Origin of the sequence: Mucilaginibacter litoreus (assembly GCF_042676805.1) — a bacterium.
Taxonomy (GTDB): domain Bacteria; phylum Bacteroidota; class Bacteroidia; order Sphingobacteriales; family Sphingobacteriaceae; genus Mucilaginibacter; species Mucilaginibacter litoreus.
In genome coordinates this window covers 1-18,377 of sequence record NZ_JBHTHZ010000014.1, presented here as the reverse complement: position 1 = coordinate 18,377, position 18,377 = coordinate 1, and the positions used below count along the sequence as shown (strand labels likewise).

Below are 18,377 nucleotides of genomic sequence, written 5' to 3'. Positions count from 1 at the left end.
TATGAATCGCATTTATTTTTACTACGGACTGTTGAAGAGATTGCTTCGTACCTCGCAATGGCGCAATTTTATATTTATGTCATTGCGAACGATAATGAAGCAATCTCACAGGACAAGCCACTCGTAAAGTTACGCGTTCAAAAACAAGTCCTTATCTATCGCCGGTATAATGCCTTTTTCAAGCGCAGTATCAAACATCAGCTTAATTGCTTTTTTACCTTCTTCACCTAAATCAACCGAAAATTTATTGACGTAAAGGTCAATATGCTTGTACATTACCTCTTCGCTCATTTCCTGCGCGTGGGAGCGGATGTATTCCAAGCCCGATTTAGGATTGGCAAACGCAAACTCCACCGACTTTTTCAGCACGCGATTGATCTTTTGCTGTACTTCTGCAGACAGGTTGCGGTTGGCCACTATACCACCTAACGGGATGGCGCAGCCAGTGCGTTTTTCCCAGTAATCGCCCAGATCTATTATCTTTTGCAAGCCTTTATCCTGGTAGGTAAAGCGGTTCTCGTGGATGATAAGCCCTACATCTGCACGGCCATCCAATACGGCGTTCTCGATGTCAGAAAAAACCAGTTCCTGTTTATTAATAGCATCCGGAAAGGCAAGTCCTAACAGGAAGTTGGCTGTAGTATACTTGCCGGGAATAGCGATTTTAAGCTGCGGGTTGCCGGCCTCAAGTTGCGACCGGAGCTCATCGGCATCGCCTTTACAAATCAAAAGCGGGCCGACACCAAAGCCCAAAGCACTGCCGGCATCAAGCAAAATATATTTATCTGCCGCGTAAGCGAAGGCATGGTAACTGAGTTTGGTTATATCCAACTCCCCACGGAAAGCCTTTTGGTTTAAGGTTTCTACATCATCGTAAAAGACCTCAAATTCTAAGCCCTCCGTATCAATTTTGTGGTGGATAAGCGCATCAAATATAAAGGTATCATTGGGGCATGGCGAAAAGCCGATGGTTAGTTTCATAGCAATATTAAAACTCAAATCAACGCTTTGTTAATGAAAGATGCCAGCCTTTGTTTTTCATTTTACATTAGCATGTAATTAAAACTCCAGTTCTAACAACACCGGGCAATGGTCGGAGTGTTTAGCTTCGGAAAGTATGGCGCAGCGCTTGATGTTATCCTCCAGTTCTTTGCTGGCGATGGCGTAATCGATACGCCAGCCTAAATTCTTGGCGCGTGAATTAGCCCGGAAACTCCACCAGGTATAATTATGCGGTTCCTTATTTACATGGCGGAAAGTATCAACAAAGCCCGACTCCAGAAAGTTTTCCATCCACTCACGCTCCTCAGGCAAAAAACCTGATGAATTAGCGTTTGATTTTGGGTTATGGATGTCGATAGGGCGATGGCAGATGTTGTAATCGCCGCAAATCACCAAGTTAGGGATGCTTGATTTAAGCAAGGTGAGGTATTTGCCAAATTCGTCAAGGAAACGAAATTTAAATATCTGCCGTTCATCGCCGCTCGATCCTGATGGAAAATAAACACTCATTACGGATACTTCATCAAAATCAACCCGGATGCAACGGCCTTCCCGGTCGAAATCAGGTATGCCGCAACCATATTCCACATGATTAGGTACGCGTTTAGTGAAAATGGCCGTACCACTATATCCTTTCTTTTCTGCCGGGAACCAAAAGTGGCGGTAGCCCATATCATCAACCAGGCCAAGGTCGGTCAGCACATCAGGTGTAGCCTTTATTTCCTGCAGGCAAACTACATCTGCATCGGTAGCCTGCAGCCAGGCCAGCCAGTTTTTATTGATGGCCGAGCGGATACCGTTAACATTATAAGTAACTATTTTCATTATTATTTAAGTGCCTTGTTCATTCTATAGTTATTCAACGCTATACCGTCTACAACTACTGTTTCTTCTGTAATTACTGTAAAGCCAAAATGTTCAAATACCGGGCGGGCGGTTTTGCTGGCATTAGTAGTCAGGTTTTGAAAGCCTTTTTCTATTGCGACTTTCTCAATTTCTGTAAGTAATTGTTTGGCGATGCCTTTGCCCTGATGATCTTTGTGCACAAATAGCATATCAACATGTCCGGTTTTGGTTAACGATGAAAAACCTGTTAGCTGGCCATCCTCTCTCATCAACAAAAAGTGTTGACTATTGATTTTATCAGTCCAACCCAGAGTATTAGTATACCTGCCTGACCATGCAGCAGTCTGCTCAGCTGTGTAATCCTTTGAATTAACCATTAGGATAGTATCCCGGTACAATAATGTTATCTCTTCAAGATCATCTAAAGTAGCCGGTTCTATTTCGCCTTCGGCCATAACAGTTCATCCAATTGTTTACATTCTTTTTTGCTAAGCAATTCAACAGTCATGGGCACATCCTGCAGTGGGCGGTCGCGCTCATCTCGTTTAACGGCGGCAATACGGTCAACCATATCAATACCGCTCACTACCTCCCCATAAACGGTATATCCCTGGTCCAGGTGCGGTGCACCGCCTACAGATGTGTAAATTTCGCGCTGCCATGCAGGAATCTTCCGCCCCTTTAACCGGGTATTTTCCAGCGTATCTAATTTGCCTGCAGTAAAGCGTCTGCCTTCTACAATGTAAAACTGGCAACCGCTTGAGGCCTTTGCTGGGTTATCATCGCGGGCGGCCGCCAAAACACCGCGCTTATGAAAAAGGCTGTCGCGAAACTCGGCCGGAACGGTATAGTTTACATCTCCGTTACCCAGTTCGGCGCCCGGCTTATTTTTGCTGGTATCGCGCGAATCAGGATCGCCACCCTGGATCATAAAGTTCTGGATCACGCGGTGAAATAAGGTGCCGTTATAAAAACCCTGTTTGGTGAGTTTTATAAAGTTATCACGATGCTTCGGAGTTTCGTTATACAAGCGGATGATAACGCTGCCATAGGTTGTACTGATGCGGACATACTGGTTTTTTGGTGGCTTGGCGAAAGTGGTGCTTACAGCCAGCGTAAGCAGTAAAAGGGTAAAAAGTTTCTTCATATATGTGATATTATAATTCCCAGTCGAGCTCGGTCTCAAAGTATGTGATCGCTAAGGATTTTAATAGCAATTCCTGTTCAAGCAGTGTGTAGTTGGGTATGGTTTTTACGAGTTTCCAATGCGGCCAGCCATCCTGGTCTAACCCTTCCAGTTCGTAAAACCCCATTTGGCTGAACAATTTGCAATTCGCAATATGCATCAGTTCCTCCTTTTGCCTCTTGCTAAATTTTCTCGGCCCCTGCCCAAGTTCCTGCACACCTATCAAAAACAGGATAACCTTCATGTCGGGCTTTTCATTGTCAAATTCCTCCGCTATCCGCTCTTGCAAAGCAGCCCATTTTATATTTATTTCAGCAGGTTTCATAAAGGCAAATATACTGATGTGTAGGAGTTAAATTCTTTATTTAATGATATACAATTAACAACATTGTTACTATTTGAACTTACGATTGCCATTTTAATGATTACTTTTGCATTGTTTTAATGAAAATGCTGTTTTGAAGAAATCCTTAAAACATATGATGTATGCATGGGCGTTACTGCTTTGTTTTGTGACAGGGCAGTATATGGTGTATGCGCATCAGCATAATATCATCAAGACAGCTCATAAAACTTCCTATGCCGATACGCACAATTCATCAAAGCAAGCTTTTAAAGAAAAATGCGAGATATGTGATAGTATGCACCATACGCACATGGAGCTGGTAAAGCCAAATTATGCTATCAGCTTTGTGAGTGTAAAACGTGTCTATGTTAGTCAGCGTTACAATTTTAAAAGTATTGGCCAGATACTCGCATCCGGCCGGGCCCCTCCTGTAGTTTCTTAATAATTACCATTTCTGTTTAAAGCCGCTTACCGTGGCATTTTTCCTGATTTTTTAATTTATTATTATGAAACTGAAGCTTTTATATTGCTTTCTATTTGTATTTATTCAATTTTCTGCATTTGCAGCCGATATTATAGACATTAAAGGAAAAGTTGTTGACGCCAAAACCAACGAGCCGCTTATCGGCGCTACGGTCAGCATCCCCGATCTGCATCTTGCCGCATCTACCAACGTTAATGGCGAGTTTACATTTAAATCGGTACCGCCACGCGGGCGTTTTGTAGTACAGGTGCAATACCTCAGCTACAAATCATTAACACAAACTGTTGACCTTTCATCTAACGCGCCACTGGTGTTTGCCCTGCAACCCAGCATAATAGAATCGCATGAAGTAGTTATTACAGGTACGCCGATTACTGCGGGTAGCCGGTACAACAGTACTTCGGCATCGGTAGTTACCAAGGAGCAGCTTCAGGGTTCATCAACCAATTTGATTGATGCCCTTGCTAAGCAAGTACCAGGTTTCAGCCAGATAACTACCAGCCAGGCTATATCAAAACCTGTGATACGCGGGTTAAGCTATAACAGGGTAGTAACATTAAATGATGGTGTTAAACAGCAGGGCCAGCAATGGGGCGACGAGCATGGTATTGAGATGGATCAGTTCTCTGCCGGCAGGGTAGAGGTTTTAAGAGGCGCCGCATCATTGCAATACGGCTCTGATGCATTGGGTGGTGTGATTAATGTTATCGACCCGCCAACGCCGGTCCAGGGAAATATCCAGGGCGAGTTTCTGACTAATTACTCAACCAATAACGGCTTAACCAATACTTCGGTGATGTTAAGCGGCAACCAGGATGGCTTTGTGTGGAGAGGCCGGGGTTCTTATCAGAATGCCTACTCTTACAACACTCCCGCAGGGCGTTACATCAACAGCGGCTTTAACCAAACCAATGTGAGCGGTATGCTGGGTGTAAATAAATCATGGGGATATTCACACCTTAACTTCTCTTATTTTAAAAATAACATAGGTTTTTATGATGCAGAGCCAGGCGACCCATTATACTATAACTCAACCGACAGGACTATAGATTACCCACGTCAGGATATCAGGCATTATAAAATAGCCTTAAACAATAACTTTTTGTTTGGCAACAGCTCTTCCCTGAAGCTCGATTTAGGTTATCAAAAAAATCAGCGCCGCGAGTTGGAAGAAACACCGGTGCCTAATTTATTTTTTAATCTGGATACTTACTCTTTGGATGCCAAATACTATCTGCCGGAAAGTAACGGCTGGCACCCTGTTGTAGGCTTAAGCAGTAGCCTTGGGCATAGTGTTAACCTTGGTGAAGAGTTACTGATTCCTGCTTATGACGAATTTAGCACAGGTGCCTTTATTTACCTGAAAAAAATGTGGGGACAAAACACATTTAGCGCCGGTGCAAGGTTTGATTATGTAAAGAACAAAGGTAAGGCGCAGAATGACGATGAAGGCAACCCGATATTCCAGGGCTTTGATAATAATTTTTCAAATGTTAGCGGTGCCCTTGGATATACCTATGTATTTAATGATAATTTTAATTTCAAGGCGAATGCCGGTTCAGCATTCAGGGCGCCTAACCCTGCGGAATTAGGCTCTAATGGGGTACACGAGGGTACAACACGATATGAAATAGGTGATGCCGATTTATCACCCGAACGCAGCTATCAGGCTGATGCTACCTTGGAGTATGGCTCAGGAATGATAACAGGCAGCATAGGTGTATATGAAAACTACATCCATAACTTTATCTATGCTTCAAATAACAATAACGAGCAAACTACCGTAGAGGATGAGGAAACCGGTGAGCTGCGTTCCTTTGATACCTACCGTTACGGGCAGGTAAATGCCAACCTGTATGGTTTTGAAGGTAACCTTACATTGCACCCTGTTTCATTTATTCACCTGGAAAATACATTTAGCTATACGCATGCTCAAAACACAACGTTCGACAGGCCGCTGGCATTGATACCAGCCGGTGTTTTACATAATACATTACGCTTTGAGCCAAAAATAAAGGGCCTTAACGACTTTTATTTTTACGCAGGCATCGACAACTATTTTAAGCAGAACAGGGTAGATGAGACTTTCGAGACACCCGCCCAGGGCTATACTTTACTGAATGCAGGTGTAGGCGCAACATTTAACATCGGCAAACAACCGTTTAAATTATATGTTAGCGGTACTAACCTTACCAATAAGGCATATTATGATGCTTTAAGCAGATTAAGGCCAGGGCGGTATAGCCAGGAAGACCCTAATTATGGTGTTTACAACATGGGCCGCAACATCACCTTTGGTGTTTACATCCCGTTTGGCACCAGTAAATAAAAAGAAAGTTAGTTAGTTTAGTTAGTAAGAAATGCCCCGCTGATAATACAAGCGGGGCTTTCTTTTTTATATGGATTGGATTGGTTCTGGCGTTATAAGATATTTCGTTGTTCCAGTTCAAACTTTAACTGGCCGGACGACTTGTAATGTATCGATTGAATGCCTACCTTCTCTGCTGCCAATACATTGCGAAGGTTATCATCAATAAATAAAGCTTCTTGTGCCTTTACATTATAGCGGGTCAAAAGCAACTCGTAAAATTCGGGGTTAGGTTTCCGCATTTTTTCTGTACCGGACACCACTATCCCGTCAAACCAGCTTAGAAATTCGTAACGCTCCAGGGCTATAGGAAAGGTCTCGGCCGACCAGTTGGTGAGCGCATATATTTTGTATTTGCCGCTTTCCTTTAGTTGTTTAAGTATGGCAACGGTATTTTCGAATGCGCCGCCAAGCATCTCTTGCCACCGGCCATAAAAAGCTCTGATGTTTGCTTCGTGCTCCGGAAACCGTTTGACCAGCAACTCGGTACCTTCCGCCAATGATCTGCCCGCATCCTGTTCCTCGTTCCAGTCAGATGTTGCAATGTTTGTTAAGAAGCTAAGCATTTGCTTTTCATCTTCGAACAAATTGCGGTAAAGGTAATGCGGATTCCAGTCGATAAGTACCGCCCCCAGGTCGAATATGATGGTGTTGATCACTTCTTTATTTCTTTTTTAGGATATTCTTTCTCCACTACTTTCACATCAGAGATCACCGAATCTTTTTTGTTCCACCAGAATACAAGGTTTTTGGTTTTAACGGTGTCAAGGACATTCATTTTTCTGATCAGCTCATAATGAAAGCTGGTGCTGTCATCACTGAAACGGTCGGGCTCATGAAGTAAACCTACTACGTTTTTATACTTCATACCTTTAAATTTGTATTTTTCCAGCAGGTCATCAACCATCAGGTTTCTTCTCGGAAAGTCAATCCCGTCGCCGTCATTCCATCCACGGCGATCAAAAGGCTGGTTGCTGGTACAAGCGGATATAGAAAGTAAAATAACAGATGCTACTAAGCCCAAACGGGCTTTTAAATAATTCATGTTGCTATGCATTATCCAGCAAATATCTTTTAAATTCTTCAAAATCTGTACTTAAACTTACTGCATGGCTTTCTTTCTTTTCCAGTTCGGCAACTTGTGATGGCACATCTATTTTTTCAGCTATCTCCGGTTTAAAAACATCCGGAAATTTACACGGGTGCGCGGTAGAAAGGAATATGCCGGCGGTGTCTTCTGGCGAATTTTGTTGCCGGTACTCTTTTAACGCTTTCCAGGCGATAGCTGTATGCGGGCAGGCAACGTAATTATCATTTTTTGATAATTGCTCAATAGCCTGTAAAGTTTCCTCGTCGGTATAAGCGTAACCTGTTATCAACTCTTTTAATGTATCAACATCCTGGTCAAACAAATCAGCAATGCGCACCCAATTGCTTGGATTGCCTACATCCATAGCGTTTGATAATGTAGCAACAGATGGCTTAGGCTCATAAACACCCGTTTTAAGAAATGCAGGAACCGTATCGTTTGCATTTGTAGCCGCTACAAAATGTACGACGGGCAGGCCCATTTTCCAGGCGAGCAGCCCTGCGCCAATATTGCCGAAATTACCGCTGGGTACACAAAACACTACTTTGTTAACGCCCTTGCGAAGCAACTGGGCATAAGCGTTGAAATAGTAAAATGTTTGTGGGATGAGCCTTGCTATGTTGATGGAATTAGCCGATGTTAACCGGAAGCTTTCATTTAGTTCAACATCGGTAAAGGCCTGCTTAACCAAAGCCTGGCAGTCATCAAAAGTTCCGTCAATTTCAAGCGCACGAATGTTTTGTCCGTTGGTTGTTAACTGCAGCTCCTGTATGTGGCTAACTTTGCCCTTAGGATACAAAATGGTTACCCTGGTATTGGGCACACCTAAAAAGCCTAATGCTACTGCGCCGCCTGTATCGCCGGAAGTAGCTACCAAAACGTCCAGTTGTTTTTCGCCTTCTTTAAGGAAATAGCTCATTACCCGGCTCATGAAGCGTGCGCCGAAATCCTTGAACGCGAGAGATGGCCCGTGGAAAAGCTCCAGCACGTACACATTTTTTTCCAGTTCAACTATTGGAGCGTAAAAGTTGATGGCATCATGGATGATCGCTTTTAAGTCGACGGCAGGTATGTCATCGCCTAACAGGTTTTGTGCCACATGGAAAGCAATTTCGGGTAGTGTGTATTGGTCAAGATTGTTCAGAAACTTATCATCCAAAACCGGTATGCTTTCGGGCATGTATAAACCCTTGTCCTGCGGCATACTATTAAAAACCGCGTCTTTGAAGTCAACCCTTAGATCTTTATTGTTTGTACTGTAGAATTTCATTGTTGTCTGAATCAGAATTTACAGAATTTGAGAATTATTAGAATTTTTACCTGAATCAGAATTGGAGAAATAATGATTAACTTAATACATTCTGTAAATCATTCAATTCTGTAAATTCTGATTCAGACAGTTAACACATCACTCTTGGCCCTGCATCATTAATAGTAGATACATAGCCATAAGAACCTATTTTAATACCTGTTAAATGGTTACGTAGTTTATTGGTAATAAGCTTTGCGGTTTCTTCATCGCGGGTGAACGCAAATACGGATGGCCCCGAGCCGGAGATGCCAAAACTTACCGCCCCCATATCCATCGCCATTTGGCGCATCTCATAAAAATCGGGTATTAACATACTGCGGACAGGTTCAACCAATATATCCTTCATACTACGGCCTATGAGATCAATATCCTGCATAAACAGGCCGCTCACCAGGCCGGCAATATTACCCCATTGCGTTACGGCATCCTTCATGTTTATTTTGTTGCGGATGATCTGCCGTGCCTCGCGGGTAGGCACATCTACGTCAGGAAAAACAATGGCGCACCATAAATTTTCAGGATGTGGTAAGCGCACTACATCCAGAGGTTCATAGCTGCGTATCAAAACAAAGCCGCCTAAGAGCGCAGGCGCCACATTATCTGCATGCCCATGTCCGCAGGCCATTTCTTCCCCTTTCATGGCAAATGGCAATAGGGTGGATGGGTCGGTATCATCGCCTAATAAAGTTTTTATAGCGAATAATCCTGCTACTGTACTTGCCGAACTGGAGCCCAGTCCGCTGCCTATAGGCATTTTTTTATGCAGCTCTATATCAACACCGATATCAGTACGGTCGATACTTTTAAGGTAATGTTCAACACTTACGCTTACTGTATTTTTTGCCGGGTTAAGCGGCAGTCTGCCTTCGTCGCCTGTAATCTTGCTGATGGTGATACCGGGCTTATTAGTAAGGCGCATAATCACCTCGTCGCCGGGTTCATTAACCGCAAAGCCTAATACATCAAAGCCGCAAACCACATTAGCTACTGTGGCAGGGGCGAAAACATGCACACTATCTGTAAGATGTTGAGGTTTAGTGGCCAAGGTATCTTTCACTTCCTGAATATCGTTCATATTATTTTCTTTAAAAATCCGCTTTCCGCCCTTTGTGAGTACAGAATTCCAATTATCTTTTATCCTGATCTTTATTCTTTTGATCTTAATCAGCTCCCACATTAATCAAATCCGCAAATACCCCTGCTGCTGTTACCTCGGCGCCGGCGCCAGGGCCTTTAACCACCAGCGGCCGCTCTTTGTAACGGTCGGTAGTAAAGGAGATGATGTTATCGCTACCGCTCAGCATATAAAAAGGGTGGTTTTCATCAACCATTTGCAGGGTGATGGAAGCTTTGCCGTTTTCCAGTTTGCCTATATAACGTAATACTTTCTTTTCTTTCAGGGCCCTGTCTTTAAGATCATTAAAGTAAGCATCCTCGGTTTTCAGCGCATTGTAGAAATCATCTACCGTTGCAGCTTCCAGGCAGGCTTTCGGGAGTACACTTTCAATCTCTACTTCAGCTTCTTCCATTTCATGGCCTGCATCTCGGGCAAGTATCAGTATTTTGCGCATAAAGTCGCGGCCGCTCAAGTCGTCGCGCGGATCAGGCTCCGTGTACCCTTTGTCCTGCGCTTCTTTCACTACGTCATGAAAGCTGACATCGCCTTTAAAGTGATTGAATATATAGGATATAGTGCCTGATAAAATTGCCTCGATGCACTGTATCCTGTCGCCGCTGCTCATCAGGTCTTTTAGGGTGCGTATGATGGGTAATCCCGCACCAACGTTGGTTTCATAAAAAAAGTCGACACCATGGCGGCGGGCAGTATCCCGAAACATTTTGTATTGTGAAAATGACGCCGAGTTGCCTATTTTATTACAGGTAACTACCGATATGTTTGATTTGAAAACTTCTTCATAAAATTCTATTGGTTTAGGGCTGGCGGTATTATCAATAAACACACAGTTCGGCAGGTTCATCTCTTTCATTTTTGCTATAAAAGCCGGCAGATCCGCAGTGTGTATAGATTCGGCAAGATCGTCTTTCCAGGTATCCAGCGATAAGCCGTCGCTGTTGAACATCATTTTACGGGTGTTACTGATACCGGCGATTTTTACCTGTATGCCATTATTCTTTTCAAGATACTCCTTATGCCCGTTTAGCTGGCTGAAAAGTGTCCGGCCGATATTGCCTGTGCCCAGGCAAAAGGCATGCAGGGTCTTAGTTAATTCAATAAAAAATGCATCGTGTACGGCGTTCAGCGCTTTAGATAGGTCGGCAGCAGATATTATTACCGATATATTGTACTCTGACGAACCTTGTGCAATTGCCCTTACGTTTACACCATTACGCCCAAGTGCATGAAATAGCTTACCGCTCATGCCCGGGGTTTGTTTCATGTTTTCGCCTACAATTGCCAGTATCGCCTGGCCGCGCTCTATTAAAACCGGTTCAAGTTTATTAGCTAACAACTCTAACTCGAACTCTTGCTCAATTAACCGCTGGGCCTTGCCTGCATCATCGGGCTGAACGGCAAAGGTGATGCTATGCTCTGAAGATGACTGGGTAATCAGTATAATATTGATCTGCTCGCGGGCCAGTAAAGAAAACAGCCTGCCGCTAAAGCCCGACTTCCCCACCATGCCGCTTCCCTGTAAATTAAGGATGCTAATATTGTTAATTGAAGATATACCCTTAATAGGAAGGGTAGACGATTTGCAATCATGGCGGATAACGGTACCCCGAAAAGCCGGCTCAAAAGTATTTTTTATTACGATTGGGATTTTTTTCAGGAACGCCGGTATCATAGTTGGCGGGTAAATAACTTTGGCACCAAAGTAGGATAGCTCCATAGCTTCCGTATAGGTAAGCTCTTCTAAAGGGAAGGCTTTTTTCACTATCCTGGGGTCGGCCGTCATCATACCGTTTACATCTGTCCATATTTGTATTTCTTCGGCGTTTAAAGCGGCCCCTAATATGGCTGCGGTGTAATCGCTGCCACCGCGGCCTAAGGTGGTTGTTTGCCCGGCTTCGTTCCCGGCAATAAATCCGGTTACAATCAGCAAGCTATCCTTATTTTCCTGGTAATAGTTTCTAATGAGCAGATCGGTAAGCTCATTGTTTACTTTGGCGTTACCGAAGCTGCTATCCGTTTTTATCAGCTCAGCTGCATCGGTAAACAGTACGTTACCGAAATGCTGAGCGGCTATCTTGCTTACCATTAATGCAGAGCAACGCTCGCCATAGCTAACTATCTGGTCTCGTGTTTTTGGGGTAAGTTCGCGCAGGGTAAGTACCCCCTGCAACAATTCTTCCAGTTGATTAAAATGGATTTTCAGGCGGGTAAAAGCCGGGTTTTGATTCTGAACATCAAGCAAGGCTTTAACTACATCAAAGTGGCGCTTTTCCAACTCGGCCAATTGGGCGGTAAATTCATGGCCTTCGGCAGCACCTTCTGCCATGGAGATCAGTAAATTGGTTACCCCACTCATGGCTGATAACACGACTACTGGCCGGCTACCTTGTTCATCTTCGGCTTTTAAAATTTCAAGCAGGGTTTTAATGCTGCCTACCGACCCTACAGATGTGCCACCGAATTTTAATACTTTCATTTTAAATGTAAATAAAAAAGCCTTCCCCGTTTCGGAGGAAGGCTTTCAGTTTGGTTTTGTTTATGTTTTACACCATACGATTATCTTCCTCCGAAATTTATCCCGGTGGTAATAATGGTAATAATTGTGGTCCTGTTAGTTATCATAACTTATAATGCCGGTAAAGTAAGTAGATTTTATATTAAATACCAAATGCAAATAGTTTTATTTTTTCAAACCTTTTAATCTTTTATAAATTGCGCACTTATGCAGGGATTAATTATAAAATCGACAGGGAGCTGGTACCAGGTAAAATCTGGTAATGATCTGTTCGATTGCCGTATAAAAGGGAAGTTCAGAATAAAAGGCATTACCACCACTAACCCTCTTGCAGTTGGCGATTTGGTTGATTTTGAAATGGAACCCGAGCAAGGCACAGGGGTAATTACTAACCTGCATCAGCGAAAGAATTACATTATCCGTAAATCGGTCAACCTTTCTAAACAGGCACAGATCATAGCGGCTAACCTTGATCAGGCATTTTTGATCGTAACGCTGGCATCGCCTAGGACATCTTTAGGATTTATCGATCGCTTTCTGGTGACTGCCGAGGCATACGATATCCCGGCTTCATTGGTATTCAATAAGCTTGACCTTTTCAGTGATGAAGGCCTGGAAGTGCTGGCCGAGTATAAGGATATTTATGAACAAATTGGTTATCCGTGCTATGAGGTATCGGCATTAGAAGGTACCAACGTTCAACAATTACAAGATCTGCTTAAGGATAAAGTCACCTTATTAACAGGGCATTCTGGCGTGGGTAAATCCAGCTTGATCAATCGCCTGCTGCCCGAACTTGATCTGAAAACACACATGATATCCGACTGGAGTGACAAAGGGATGCACACTACTACCTTTGCAGAAATGTTTGAACTGCCACAGGGCGGGCATATCATCGATACCCCCGGAATACGCGAATTAGGGGTCATTGATATTGAAAAACAGGAACTTGGGCACTTTTTCCCGGAAATGCGTGAGCGGATGAACAATTGCCGCTTTAACAACTGCCGCCACATCAATGAACCGGGGTGTGCTGTGCTGGAGGCCCTTGAGGAAGGTGAAATTTCAATTACCCGGTATGATAGTTACTTAAGTATTTATAATGGCAATGATACACGGTCTTAAAAGAGGCAAAATGTTAAGCAAAGGTCAGGATCAATTAATATCCTCAACGGTATATAACCTTGTTTCCTGAATCTAAAAATCCTGAATTCTAATTTTAAATATGCGTGCAGTAATACAACGGGTTTCAGAAGCGTCATGCAAGGTAGATGATAAAATAACCGGGCAAATAGATGCTGGTTTTATGATACTATTAGGTATCGAAGATGCCGATACCGATGAAGACCTGCAGTGGCTGGCCCAAAAAATAGTTGGCCTTCGGGTGTTTAGCGATGAAAATGGGCTGATGAACAAAGCCCTTGCTGATATCAGCGGTAACATTTTACTGATATCTCAATTTACGCTATTCGCGCAGACTAAAAAAGGCAACCGTCCGTCGTTTATACGCGCGGCCCGGCCAGATAAAGCCATACCACTTTATGAAAAAATGATAGCAACGCTTGAGAACCTAACCGGAAAAAAAGTTGCAACAGGTATTTTTGGTGCCGACATGAAGGTAAGCCTCATTAATGATGGCCCTGTAACTATTACCATCGACACAAAAGTTAAGGAATGATTTGAATTTAGAGGAGGTAGGACGGGACAATAACAACAAAAAAGGCTCGATCAATCAAGATCGAGCCTTTTTGTTCAATTAAATTATAGATTATTGAACATCAAATATGTTATTGAAGCTGCCTCCATCAGGGTAATAACCACTAATCATTAGTCGGCCATTTCGTAGGTTGGTGATCGCTTTATCAATGTCTTCTACGCTATTAACAGCTTGTTTATTGATAGAAGTGATTACCGACCCAACAGGTATTTCTGTATCATCAAATACTCCGCCCCTGCGAACCTGAGTAACCAGTACACCAGAGTTTACATGGAACTTAGCTTTTTGCGCAGCGCTTAACGGTTGAAAACTTGCGCCCAGTTTATTGTATAACTCGGTGGCAGATTTTGATACCGCGGCAGTTTTATTTGCGGGGGCATCAGCTTTAAGTGTTACAGTGAAGTTTTTCTCGCTGCCATTACGCAATACAGTCAGGTTAATTTTATCACCAGGCTGTAAACGTGCAACACGCTCCTGCAGGTCTGAAGATTCATAAACGGTGTTACCTTCAACTTTGGTAATAATATCACCTTCTTTTATACCTGCCTGTTCAGCGCCGCTGCCATCAACAATACTGGTAACATATAAGCCGTTAGTTTTATCGCTCTTAACTTGTTTAGCAGCATCAGGGTCGCTCAGATCGGCAAAGCCTATACCTACATAACCACGTTTAACGGCGCCATATTTTTTAATATCATTCAGCACCTTTTTAGCCAGGTTGATTGGGATGGCAAAACCATATCCTTCGTAAGAACCGGTGTGAGATGCAATAGCGGCGTTGATACCTATCAATTCGCCGTTAGTATTCACCAATGCACCACCACTGTTACCAGGGTTAATAGCGGCATCAGTTTGAATGAAAGATTCGATGCCTTTTCTTAAAGAAGGGGTTTCCTGCTGACGTACAGGGAACGGACTTTCTTCTTGTTCATCACGGCCGATAATACCAATACTACGGCCTTTAGCGCTAACTATACCGGCGGTAACGGTTGAGTTTAATTTGAAAGGGTTACCTACAGCCAATACCCATTCGCCAACACGTACCGCGTCAGAATTGCCCAATTTTACAATAGGGAGGTTGGTAGCGTTAACCTTTATCAACGCAAGATCGGTGTTCGGGTCGGTACCAATCACTTTAGCCTCGTAGCTATGGTGATCGTTGGTAACGATCTGAATTTTCTCGGCTTTAGCTACAACGTGGTTGTTGGTAACAATGTAACCATCAGGAGAAATTATCACACCCGAACCAGATGCCATTTGAGGGCCCTGAGGGCGCATGCGTTGCCCGAACATCTGCCCAAACATTTGCTCAAACGGATCTGAACCGCCATCAGATGAGTTGCTGGAGTAAGTTGTACGGATATACACCACGGCCGGGGTAACCTCTGCAGCAGCCTGCGTCAGATCAACAGATCCTGCAGATGAAACTACATTGCCGGCCTGCGGATTACTCGCAAAATATACCTTCTGTTTATCTTCTATGCTCATGTTTTGGTCATACTTGTTTTCGGCAAACTTGTATGCACCCAAAGCAAGAGCGCCGCCTGCAAAAGCGGTAAGTAATGTTAAACCAAATTTTTTCATATTATCTTCTTTCTTTTTGCTCTTTATATTTAAGAGAATTCAAATTTAATACCATATAGACGAAATAATCAATAATAAGGTATATGTAATAATGTTAAATATTGTTAAATTGTGAGTAATGTTCAATTATATTTGTTGCTTATCGAACTTAATATTAAACGTAAGCAAATAATTATAGTACTGTGCAGATAAATTTTTATAAATATCAAGGTGCCGGGAACGATTTCATTTTAATTGACAATCGGTTAAGCGTTTTGAAAGGGATTGATAAAGAGAGTGTTGCGCAGTTATGTGACAGAAGGTTCGGGATAGGCGGCGATGGTTTGATGTTGCTGGAAGATGAACCGGGTTACGACTTCAGGATGATATATTATAACGCCGATGGAAACGAAGGAAGCATGTGCGGTAATGGAGGCCGTTGCATTGTAGCGTTTGCCAAACACCTTGGTGTTATTGATGATGCGACAAAATTTCTTGCCACAGACGGTCTGCATCATGCCAAAATTTCAGAAGCTGGCGACTGGGTTAGTCTGCAAATGATAGATGTTACCCGGATTGACCAGGACGGGGAAGCATATGTGTTAAATACCGGTTCGCCCCATTATGTTAAATTGGCGAGCGATCTGGAAGTTAAAGACGTATACAACGAGGGTTACGCTATCCGTAATAATGCAACCTATAAACAGGAGGGTATCAACGTTAACTTTGTGCAAAAAGAAGGTGAAGGCTATTTTGTACGAACGTTTGAACGCGGTGTTGAAAATGAAACCTACGCCTGCGGAACAGGTGTAACTGCTGTAGCGTTAGCTATGGCAAAACATAACCATCAAAGCGGTATCATCAGCACACCTGTAAGGGTATTGGGCGGCAACCTCAACATCCGGTTTGATTATGACGGTGAAAAGTTCAGTAATATTTTTTTAGAAGGTCCTGCTGAATTAGTGTTTAAAGGAGTTATAAACCTTAATTCCTAACAACTTAGTATTCCTGCTTTTGCGAAAATATCCTTATTTCTTTCGGATAATAATTATTGATCCGGTTGGGTAAAAGTTTTGCCCAACCTAACGCATGGCCTTCATAGGCCATCAAACTCCAGCCTTTCCCTATAATCTCTATATCAATATTATCCCGGCGGAGGTATTGAATGGCCTGCTCTTTACTTAATTCTGTTGAAAGCACCGCATCTTTATTTATCATAAGGCTTAAGGCCAATTCATGGTCTGGTATCAGATCTCGCCCCGCGAGTTTACCTATTCTTACTCCCGACTTCTTTATATACAAATGCCTGTGCAGTGTGTTAAGGCTCTCCTTATGCTCGCGGTTTATCCCCAGCCAATCATCATTCACCTTTAATAAATACAGGTCGTCCGGTTCGTTGATATAGGTTTTTACAATGTCAATCTCTTTAGCAGGCAGCTTTTGTTGTGAATTGTTTTTGTAATTGCTCTGGCCACTGTTCTCCCGCTTACGCAGACAGGCCGCAAATAATCCTTCGCCCATAACCTTTCCAGGATAAAAACGGTAACCCCAGGCCTTGGCCATGGGCGACTCGCTCTCAACAATACCCCAGTCGCTGCTGATGGGCATGCGGATGCTTTCCATATCAAAGGTTTGGCAAAGCCAATCTAAAATGTCTTCATTTTCCTGGTGCGAGTAAGAGCAGGTACTATATATAAGGTAACCGTCCTCTGCAATGGCCGGATAAATATCGGCCAGTATACGTTCCTGCCGCTGATGGCAAAGTTCAACGTTAGCTTCGCTCCACTCATTCATGGCTTCTGTGTCTTTACGAAACATACCCGAGCCCGAGCAGGGGGCATCAACCAGTACGATATCAAAAAAGTTTCTTAAAGGCGCAAAGTCGCGCGGGTCGTTATTAGTAACTATAGTGTTTGATGTTCCCCAGCGGTTAAGGTTATCTGTCAATACAGGTACACGCGTTTTAATGATCTCGTTGGCAACAAGCAGATCGGTAGGCTCAAGTGCCGAATTAAGTAACGTGCTTTTACCGCCAGGGGCAGCGCAAAGGTCAAGTACCTTTATAGGGTCTGCCTTATCTGGCCTTATACTATATAATATATGATGTATAAACATGGATGATGCCTCTTGTACATAATAGGCGCCCGCATGAAAAAGCGGGTCAAAAGTAAACGAGGGGCGGCTGTTCAGATAAAAACCATTCGGACACCACGGCACCTGGCTGTCCGTTTTTATGTTTGATGGCTTAAAAGGGTTTAATCGTACAGACGTTATTTGAGTGTCTGATTCATGAGCATTAACAAAACTATGCTTGTCAAAGCCTGGTTCGGTAGCCAGATTCTCTAAAAACTTGTCCGGAAAAGCGTGATTGATCATATATATTATCAAAAGTACAGAAAAATTTTAGGGCTTTTCCCGTTAAGTTTGACGCAATTTGGCGTTCAAAATGTCCTTTTTACGCGTTTTTTTGGACGATTCACGCATTTATCACTATGTTGTTTTAATGTGAACAGGTGGTAAATTGATGGTTAATAATGGGGTTTATACTTAGCTTTCAATGGGTTATAAATTGTTTTAATTTTTTTAAAATTTCTTTGGCAGCAAGTGGTGTTTCGTTGTACATTTGTATCCGCTCTTAATCGAAAGGGCGTTGTTTTTTGAGATTGTGCAAAGGAAAAAAAGTGAAATTAACACTTGGAAGATAAGCTAAAAATTTGCACCTTTGCAGCCCGCCTGAGGGTTGGGGGAGTGAAGGAAGGAAGGGTGTTTGAGGGGTTTAAAAAGGGCCCTGAAAAAAGTTAAAAAAAGGCTTG

General features: G+C 43.1%; 17 protein-coding genes. 5 read left to right on the top strand and 12 right to left on the bottom strand.

Annotation, left to right across the window (positions count from 1 at the left end; genetic code table 11):
* Positions 1-129: 129 nt before the first annotated feature.
* The 5 genes from ACFQZX_RS15730 to ACFQZX_RS15710 form a co-directional block, all read right to left on the bottom strand.
* Positions 130-981 carry a menaquinone biosynthesis family protein gene (locus ACFQZX_RS15730; RefSeq protein WP_377117123.1) on the bottom strand — a complete coding sequence of 284 codons (852 nt, stop codon included), beginning with the start codon at positions 979-981 and terminating at the stop codon, positions 130-132.
* Between the two features lie 78 nt (positions 982-1,059).
* Positions 1,060-1,827: an exodeoxyribonuclease III gene (locus ACFQZX_RS15725; protein ID WP_377117121.1), complete on the bottom strand. Its 768-nt coding sequence runs from the start codon at positions 1,825-1,827 to the stop codon at positions 1,060-1,062.
* A gap of 2 nt (positions 1,828-1,829) precedes the next feature.
* The gene (locus ACFQZX_RS15720) at positions 1,830-2,303 is read right to left on the bottom strand and encodes a GNAT family N-acetyltransferase (RefSeq protein ID WP_377117119.1); all 474 of its coding nucleotides are present in this window, start codon (positions 2,301-2,303) and stop codon (positions 1,830-1,832) included.
* On the bottom strand, positions 2,285-2,995 hold the full coding sequence (locus ACFQZX_RS15715) for a peptidylprolyl isomerase (RefSeq protein ID WP_377117117.1): 711 nt from the start codon (positions 2,993-2,995) through the stop codon (positions 2,285-2,287). Before ACFQZX_RS15715 ends, ACFQZX_RS15720 begins: the two co-directional genes overlap by 19 nt.
* Positions 2,996-3,005: 10 nt before the next feature.
* A complete protein-coding gene (locus ACFQZX_RS15710) occupies positions 3,006-3,359 on the bottom strand; it encodes a hypothetical protein (protein WP_377117115.1) in 354 nt (117 codons plus the stop codon).
* Positions 3,360-3,513: 154 nt separating this feature from the next.
* Here ACFQZX_RS15710 and ACFQZX_RS15705 point away from each other — a divergent pair, with 154 nt between their 5' ends.
* Both ACFQZX_RS15705 and ACFQZX_RS15700 read left to right on the top strand, forming a co-directional pair.
* The gene (locus ACFQZX_RS15705; RefSeq protein ID WP_377117112.1) at positions 3,514-3,822 is read left to right on the top strand and encodes a hypothetical protein; all 309 of its coding nucleotides are present in this window, start codon (positions 3,514-3,516) and stop codon (positions 3,820-3,822) included.
* 64 nt (positions 3,823-3,886) lie between these two features.
* Positions 3,887-6,193: a TonB-dependent receptor gene (locus ACFQZX_RS15700; RefSeq protein WP_377117110.1), complete on the top strand. Its 2,307-nt coding sequence runs from the start codon at positions 3,887-3,889 to the stop codon at positions 6,191-6,193.
* A gap of 92 nt (positions 6,194-6,285) precedes the next feature.
* Here ACFQZX_RS15700 and ACFQZX_RS15695 read toward each other — a convergent pair whose 3' ends face one another.
* The 5 genes from ACFQZX_RS15695 to thrA all read right to left on the bottom strand — a co-directional run bounded on the left by ACFQZX_RS15695 (position 6,286) and on the right by thrA (position 12,245).
* Positions 6,286-6,891, bottom strand: coding sequence for an HAD family hydrolase (locus ACFQZX_RS15695; RefSeq protein ID WP_377117108.1), 606 nt, complete (start codon positions 6,889-6,891; stop codon positions 6,286-6,288).
* Entirely contained in the window at positions 6,888-7,277 is a 390-nt protein-coding gene (locus ACFQZX_RS15690) for a hypothetical protein (RefSeq protein ID WP_377117106.1), read from the bottom strand. Before ACFQZX_RS15690 ends, ACFQZX_RS15695 begins: the two co-directional genes overlap by 4 nt.
* A gap of 4 nt (positions 7,278-7,281) precedes the next feature.
* Positions 7,282-8,592 (bottom strand): threonine synthase, encoded by a 1,311-nt coding sequence (thrC, locus tag ACFQZX_RS15685; protein ID WP_377117104.1) that lies wholly within the window; start codon positions 8,590-8,592, stop codon positions 7,282-7,284.
* 130 nt (positions 8,593-8,722) lie between these two features.
* Positions 8,723-9,709 carry a homoserine kinase gene (locus ACFQZX_RS15680; protein WP_377118601.1) on the bottom strand — a complete coding sequence of 329 codons (987 nt, stop codon included), beginning with the start codon at positions 9,707-9,709 and terminating at the stop codon, positions 8,723-8,725.
* Positions 9,710-9,794: 85 nt separating this feature from the next.
* A complete protein-coding gene (gene thrA, locus ACFQZX_RS15675) occupies positions 9,795-12,245 on the bottom strand; it encodes a bifunctional aspartate kinase/homoserine dehydrogenase I (protein ID WP_377117102.1) in 2,451 nt (816 codons plus the stop codon).
* A gap of 246 nt (positions 12,246-12,491) precedes the next feature.
* On the opposite strand from thrA, the gene rsgA reads away from it, so the two are divergent.
* Entirely contained in the window at positions 12,492-13,409 is a 918-nt protein-coding gene (gene rsgA, locus ACFQZX_RS15670) for a ribosome small subunit-dependent GTPase A (protein ID WP_377117100.1), read from the top strand.
* Positions 13,410-13,509: 100 nt separating this feature from the next.
* The gene (dtd, locus tag ACFQZX_RS15665) at positions 13,510-13,962 is read left to right on the top strand and encodes a D-aminoacyl-tRNA deacylase (protein WP_377117098.1); all 453 of its coding nucleotides are present in this window, start codon (positions 13,510-13,512) and stop codon (positions 13,960-13,962) included.
* A 90-nt stretch (positions 13,963-14,052) separates the two neighbouring features.
* Here the strand turns inward: dtd and ACFQZX_RS15660 are convergent, their stop codons facing one another.
* Positions 14,053-15,585, bottom strand: coding sequence for a Do family serine endopeptidase (locus tag ACFQZX_RS15660; RefSeq protein ID WP_377117096.1), 1,533 nt, complete (start codon positions 15,583-15,585; stop codon positions 14,053-14,055).
* A 182-nt stretch (positions 15,586-15,767) separates the two neighbouring features.
* Here ACFQZX_RS15660 and dapF point away from each other — a divergent pair, with 182 nt between their 5' ends.
* Entirely contained in the window at positions 15,768-16,559 is a 792-nt protein-coding gene (gene dapF / locus ACFQZX_RS15655) for a diaminopimelate epimerase (RefSeq protein WP_377117093.1), read from the top strand.
* Positions 16,560-16,563: 4 nt separating this feature from the next.
* Here the strand turns inward: dapF and ACFQZX_RS15650 are convergent, their stop codons facing one another.
* Positions 16,564-17,940 carry a methyltransferase RsmF C-terminal domain-like protein gene (locus tag ACFQZX_RS15650; protein WP_377117091.1) on the bottom strand — a complete coding sequence of 459 codons (1,377 nt, stop codon included), beginning with the start codon at positions 17,938-17,940 and terminating at the stop codon, positions 16,564-16,566.
* Positions 17,941-18,377 lie beyond the last annotated feature (437 nt).

Coding starts and splice junctions, on each gene's coding strand:
- ACFQZX_RS15730 (WP_377117123.1), bottom strand. CDS start 981: ATGAAACTAACCATCGGCTTTTCGCCATGCCCCAATGATACCTTTATA.
- ACFQZX_RS15725 (WP_377117121.1), bottom strand. CDS start 1,827: ATGAAAATAGTTACTTATAATGTTAACGGTATCCGCTCGGCCATCAAT.
- ACFQZX_RS15720 (WP_377117119.1), bottom strand. CDS start 2,303: ATGGCCGAAGGCGAAATAGAACCGGCTACTTTAGATGATCTTGAAGAG.
- ACFQZX_RS15715 (WP_377117117.1), bottom strand. CDS start 2,995: ATGAAGAAACTTTTTACCCTTTTACTGCTTACGCTGGCTGTAAGCACC.
- ACFQZX_RS15710 (WP_377117115.1), bottom strand. CDS start 3,359: ATGAAACCTGCTGAAATAAATATAAAATGGGCTGCTTTGCAAGAGCGG.
- ACFQZX_RS15705 (WP_377117112.1), top strand. CDS start 3,514: ATGATGTATGCATGGGCGTTACTGCTTTGTTTTGTGACAGGGCAGTAT.
- ACFQZX_RS15700 (WP_377117110.1), top strand. CDS start 3,887: ATGAAACTGAAGCTTTTATATTGCTTTCTATTTGTATTTATTCAATTT.
- ACFQZX_RS15690 (WP_377117106.1), bottom strand. CDS start 7,277: ATGAATTATTTAAAAGCCCGTTTGGGCTTAGTAGCATCTGTTATTTTA.
- thrC (WP_377117104.1), bottom strand. CDS start 8,592: ATGAAATTCTACAGTACAAACAATAAAGATCTAAGGGTTGACTTCAAA.
- ACFQZX_RS15680 (WP_377118601.1), bottom strand. CDS start 9,709: ATGAACGATATTCAGGAAGTGAAAGATACCTTGGCCACTAAACCTCAA.
- thrA (WP_377117102.1), bottom strand. CDS start 12,245: ATGAAAGTATTAAAATTCGGTGGCACATCTGTAGGGTCGGTAGGCAGC.
- rsgA (WP_377117100.1), top strand. CDS start 12,492: ATGCAGGGATTAATTATAAAATCGACAGGGAGCTGGTACCAGGTAAAA.
- dtd (WP_377117098.1), top strand. CDS start 13,510: ATGCGTGCAGTAATACAACGGGTTTCAGAAGCGTCATGCAAGGTAGAT.
- ACFQZX_RS15660 (WP_377117096.1), bottom strand. CDS start 15,585: ATGAAAAAATTTGGTTTAACATTACTTACCGCTTTTGCAGGCGGCGCT.
- ACFQZX_RS15650 (WP_377117091.1), bottom strand. CDS start 17,940: ATGATCAATCACGCTTTTCCGGACAAGTTTTTAGAGAATCTGGCTACC.